The sequence below is a fragment of the Phaeovulum sp. genome, assembly GCF_041596715.1.
Classification (GTDB): Bacteria; Pseudomonadota; Alphaproteobacteria; order Rhodobacterales; family Rhodobacteraceae; genus UBA6213.
In genome coordinates, this window is record NZ_JBFHIA010000263.1 from 1 (window position 1) to 3,917 (window position 3,917).

Annotated in this window: 5 protein-coding genes; 3 read left to right on the forward strand and 2 right to left on the reverse strand. The window is 64.6% G+C overall.

Going from position 1 to position 3,917, the window contains the following annotated elements:
- Together ABY403_RS14240 and ABY403_RS14245 are read left to right on the forward strand one after the other, a co-directional pair.
- The coding region (locus ABY403_RS14240; RefSeq protein ID WP_372841488.1) for a transporter substrate-binding domain-containing protein at positions 1–433 on the forward strand (433 nt) is incomplete at its 5' end.
- 22 nt (positions 434–455) lie between these two features.
- A complete protein-coding gene (locus tag ABY403_RS14245) occupies positions 456–1,259 on the forward strand; it encodes an amino acid ABC transporter permease (protein ID WP_372841489.1) in 804 nt (267 codons plus the stop codon).
- Between the two features lie 9 nt (positions 1,260–1,268).
- On the opposite strand, the gene ABY403_RS14250 is transcribed toward ABY403_RS14245, so the two are convergent.
- Both ABY403_RS14250 and ABY403_RS14255 read right to left on the reverse strand, forming a co-directional pair.
- The gene (locus ABY403_RS14250; protein WP_372841490.1) at positions 1,269–2,150 is read right to left on the reverse strand and encodes a cation diffusion facilitator family transporter; all 882 of its coding nucleotides are present in this window, start codon (positions 2,148–2,150) and stop codon (positions 1,269–1,271) included.
- Between the two features lie 90 nt (positions 2,151–2,240).
- Complete coding sequence (locus ABY403_RS14255; protein WP_372841491.1) at positions 2,241–2,810, reverse strand: SH3 domain-containing protein; 570 nt, start codon at positions 2,808–2,810, stop codon at positions 2,241–2,243.
- A 119-nt stretch (positions 2,811–2,929) separates the two neighbouring features.
- Between ABY403_RS14255 and ABY403_RS14260 the strand changes: the two genes are divergently transcribed.
- Entirely contained in the window at positions 2,930–3,916 is a 987-nt protein-coding gene (locus tag ABY403_RS14260; protein WP_372841492.1) for a 2-hydroxyacid dehydrogenase, read from the forward strand.
- Position 3,917 lies beyond the last annotated feature (1 nt).

Below are 3,917 nucleotides of genomic sequence, written 5' to 3' on the forward strand. Positions count from 1 at the left end.
GATGCTGGTGCGCGGCGACGAGGCGCGCTTTGCCGATGCGGCAGGCTTTGCCGCCGACCCCAATCTGCTGATGGCGGCCCAACCGGGCACCACGCCTTTTTATGTCGGCGTCTATGAGGTGCTTGACGGAAACGAAGCCAACCCGCGCATCAAGATGTTTGAAACCTTTGGTGCAGGCGTCGAGGCGTTGCGCGCGGGGGATGTGGATCTGGTGCTGACCGATGGCACAGCGGGCGCGGGCTATGTGGCATCGTCGAACGGCGGGTTCAAGATTGTTGGCGAAAAGCTTGGAACCGAGGATTTCGGCTTCATTTTCCCCAAAGGCTCTGACCTTGTTGCGCCGGTCAACGCGGCGATTGCGGCGATGCAAGCCGATGGCACGATTGCGGCGCTGAACACCAAGTGGTTCCTTGATTACAAGATGGGTCAATAGGCCAAGACCGCGCGGCGGCGGGATGAGCGCGCCCAAGCCTGCGGGCAAGGATTTCCCTTGGTGGCTGGTGGTTCTGGTGGCCACGGGCCTTTGGCTCTTTTGGCAAGTGGCAAGCGACGATGTCTATGCGCGCGTGCTTGCCACGCTGTCCAAGGGCATCGGCATCACGGTGCTGGTTACGGTGGTGGCGTTTCTGGGCGCGGCGGTGATCGGGCTTGGGCTTGCGGTGGCGCTTTTGTCCAAAAGCCTGATCGCGCGGCAGGCGGCGCGGCTATATATCGAGGTCGTACGCGGCGTGCCGATCATCGTGCTGTTGCTGTATGTGGCCTTTGCGCTGACGCCGATGCTGGTGGCGGGGTGGAACCGCGTGGCAGAGCCGTTGGGCCTTGGTGTGTTGAGCACCCGCGATTTTCCGCTGCTGGCGCGGGCTGTGCTGGCGCTGGTGCTGGCCTATTCGGCCTTTATCGCCGAGGTCTTTCGGGCCGGGTTGCAGGCGGTCGATCAGGGCCAGATCGAAGCGGCAGAGTCGCTGGGGCTGAACCGCTGGTTGAGGTTTCGCCACATCGTCTTTCCGCAGGCGTTTCGCACCATCTTACCCCCCTTGGGCAATGATTTTGTGGCAATGGTGAAAGACAGCTCGCTGGTTTCGGTGCTGGGTGTGGCTGACATCACGCAGTTGGGCAAGGTTACGGCGGCGGGCAATTTTCGGTATTTCGAGACCTATAACGTGGTCGCGCTGATCTATCTGACGATGACGGTGACGCTGTCGCTGGCGCTGCGGCGGCTGGAGCGGCGCTTGCGCGCGCGCGGGGCACCACAGCCCTGAGGCCGCGGCCTAATCGCGCGCCACGTCTTGGTGGATGATCACGTCCGCTTGCGGATATTGCAGCAGGATTTGCCGCTTTAGCCCGGCGCTGATGGCGTGCGCTTCGCGCAGGGTCTGGTCGCCATCAAGCTCGATATGCAGGTGCACAAACAGCCGCGACCCGGCGGTGCGGGTTTTCAGGTCATGAAAGCCGTGCACACCGGGCCAGTTGCGCGCAATGGTGGCGATGTCTTCAACCATCGCGGGGGCGGCGGTGCGGTCCATCAGCGCGTCCCACGCCGCGCCGCCGATGCGCAGCGCGCCCCATGCCATGTAGGCTGCCGCTATCAGCGCCACGGCGCTGTCGATGCCGCCGATGCCCCAAGCCGCAGAGGCCAGAAGCGCAAAGATTGCACCTATCGTGGGCAGAAGATCGCCAAGGTAGTGCAGCTGGTCGGCGGCCACCACGCGGTTGCCGGTGCGCCGCGCCACGTATCGCTGCCACAGCACCAAGGCACCTGTCAGCACCACCGAGACGAGCATGACCGCGATGCCCTCGGCCTCGGCGGCAAGCGGTGCTGCCTCGAACCGCACGATCCGGGAGATTGCCGCCCAGCCAATCAGCGCCGCCGAGCCTAGAATGATCAGCGCCTGCGCCAGTGCTGCAAGGTCTTCGGCCGAGGTGTGGCCGAAGGTGTGGTCTTCATCGGGGGGGCGCGCTGCGTAGACAATGGCGATAAGCCCGCCCAGCGATACCAGAAGGTCTATCCCCGAGTCGGTCAGCGAGGCGGCAATCGCCAGCGAGCCGGTCTGGCTCAGCGCCCAGGCCTTCATCGCCACCAGCGCCAGCGCCACCGAAACCGAGGCGACACCAGACGACAGGTTCAATATCCGATGCGATTTGACCGCCATGCGCTGCCCCGAGCTTGCCCATTGCACATGGGGCCTGCCTTACGTCCATGCCGCGCTATTTGCCAGCCGCGATTGCGATGCCGGTTGCGCCTACTCGCGCAACTCGTCCGCGCTTACCCCCCAGAGCGCGGATTTCGGGGCCCAGCCTTGCATTCCCGGCACCGAGATCCGGCACCAGTCGGCAAGGCATTCGCCCAGCCGCGCGATCGCCCCCTGTTCGGCCCGCGCCATGACCGGCGCGGCAGGGTCGGCGCGCAGCCGCAGATCGAGCGACTCGACCTTTACCGTTACCGAGCGGACGCCCGACAAAAGCGAATAGTGCACCCAGCCGCCTGCGCCCTCGCTGTCTTCGACGCGCCGCCAGTTGCCGTATTCGGCCGTGACCAGCAGCGGCATGCCATTGTGCCGAAAGATCCAGTCGATGCGATGCGATAGCGAGGGGCCGCGGCGGGCGTTGCCCTCGGACCCTTTCAGCGACACGAAGCGCGGCAGCGGCAGGTTGGTCACCGGCCCGCGCGCGGGTGCCTCTGTTACGGCTGTATCCGCTGCATTTGCCGCAAGCGCCACCTCGTCGGCCAGGGCGGTGCCGCACCCCAAGACCAGCGTCATCATGGCACCCCAGAGCGCCGCCCTGCCAAAACCTTGTCCAGAAACCTGCATCGACTCGCCTCGCTTTTGCGCGCCGTGTTTGCTCGTGGCGCGCGGGGCCTTGTGTATGGCCCCTTTGCGCGTCACTTTGCATCAAAGGCGAGGATTTGCAAAGCAAGAGGAGGGCCGTCATGCCTACACCGCGGCTGAGTGTTGTCGTGACGCGACGGTTGCCCGAGGTCGTCGAGACCCGACTGAAGGAATTGTTCGATGTCGAATTGAACGAGGGCGACGCGCGCATGAGCCGTGAAGAACTGGCCACGGCGATGCAACGCGCCGATGTGCTGGTGCCCTGCATCACCGATCATATTGACGCCGCGATGCTGGCGCAGGCAGGCCCGAAGCTGAAGTTGATCGCCAACTACGGCGCTGGGGTGGACCATATCGATGTAACCTCGGCGCGCCAGCGCGGGGTGCTGGTTTCCAACACGCCGGGTGTGACCACCGATGACACGGCCGACATGGTGCTGGCGCTGATTCTTGCGGTAACGCGGCGCATCCCCGAGGGGTTGGCGGTGATGCAGGCGGGCGATTGGCAAGGCTGGTCACCCACCGCCTTCATGGGCAAGCGGGTTGGCGGCAAGCGGCTGGGGATTCTGGGCATGGGGCGGATCGGGCAGGCGGTGGCGCGGCGTGCCCGCGCCTTTGGTATGCAGGTGCATTACCACAACCGCCAGCGCTTGCGCCCCGAGATCGAAGCAAGCCATGAGGCGACGTATTGGGAAAGCCTCGATCAGATGGTGGCGCGGATGGACATCGTGTCGGTGAACTGCCCGCACACGCCCTCGACCTTTCATCTGATGAACGCGCGGCGGTTGAAGCTGATGAAACCCTCGGCGGTGATCGTGAATACCTCGCGCGGTGAGGTGATTGATGAAAACGCCCTGACCCGGATGCTGCGCGCAAGTGAAATCGCCGGCGCGGGGCTGGATGTGTTTGAGCATGGCCACGAAATCAACCCGCGCCTGCGCGAGCTGCCCAATGTGGTGCTGCTGCCGCATATGGGCTCGGCCACGCTGGAGGGCCGTGTTGAAATGGGTGAAAAGGTGATCGTCAACATCAAGACCTTCGCCGATGGCCACCGCCCGCCAGACCTTGTGGTGCCGGGGATGCTGTGAC

Bases quoted from the DNA above. Each gene is read 5' to 3' on its own strand.
- ABY403_RS14260 (WP_372841492.1), top strand. From the start codon at position 2,930: ATGCCTACACCGCGGCTGAGTGTTGTCGTGACGCGACGGTTGCCCGAG.
- ABY403_RS14245 (WP_372841489.1), top strand. From the start codon at position 456: ATGAGCGCGCCCAAGCCTGCGGGCAAGGATTTCCCTTGGTGGCTGGTG.
- ABY403_RS14250 (WP_372841490.1), bottom strand. From the start codon at position 2,150: ATGGCGGTCAAATCGCATCGGATATTGAACCTGTCGTCTGGTGTCGCC.
- ABY403_RS14255 (WP_372841491.1), bottom strand. From the start codon at position 2,810: ATGCAGGTTTCTGGACAAGGTTTTGGCAGGGCGGCGCTCTGGGGTGCC.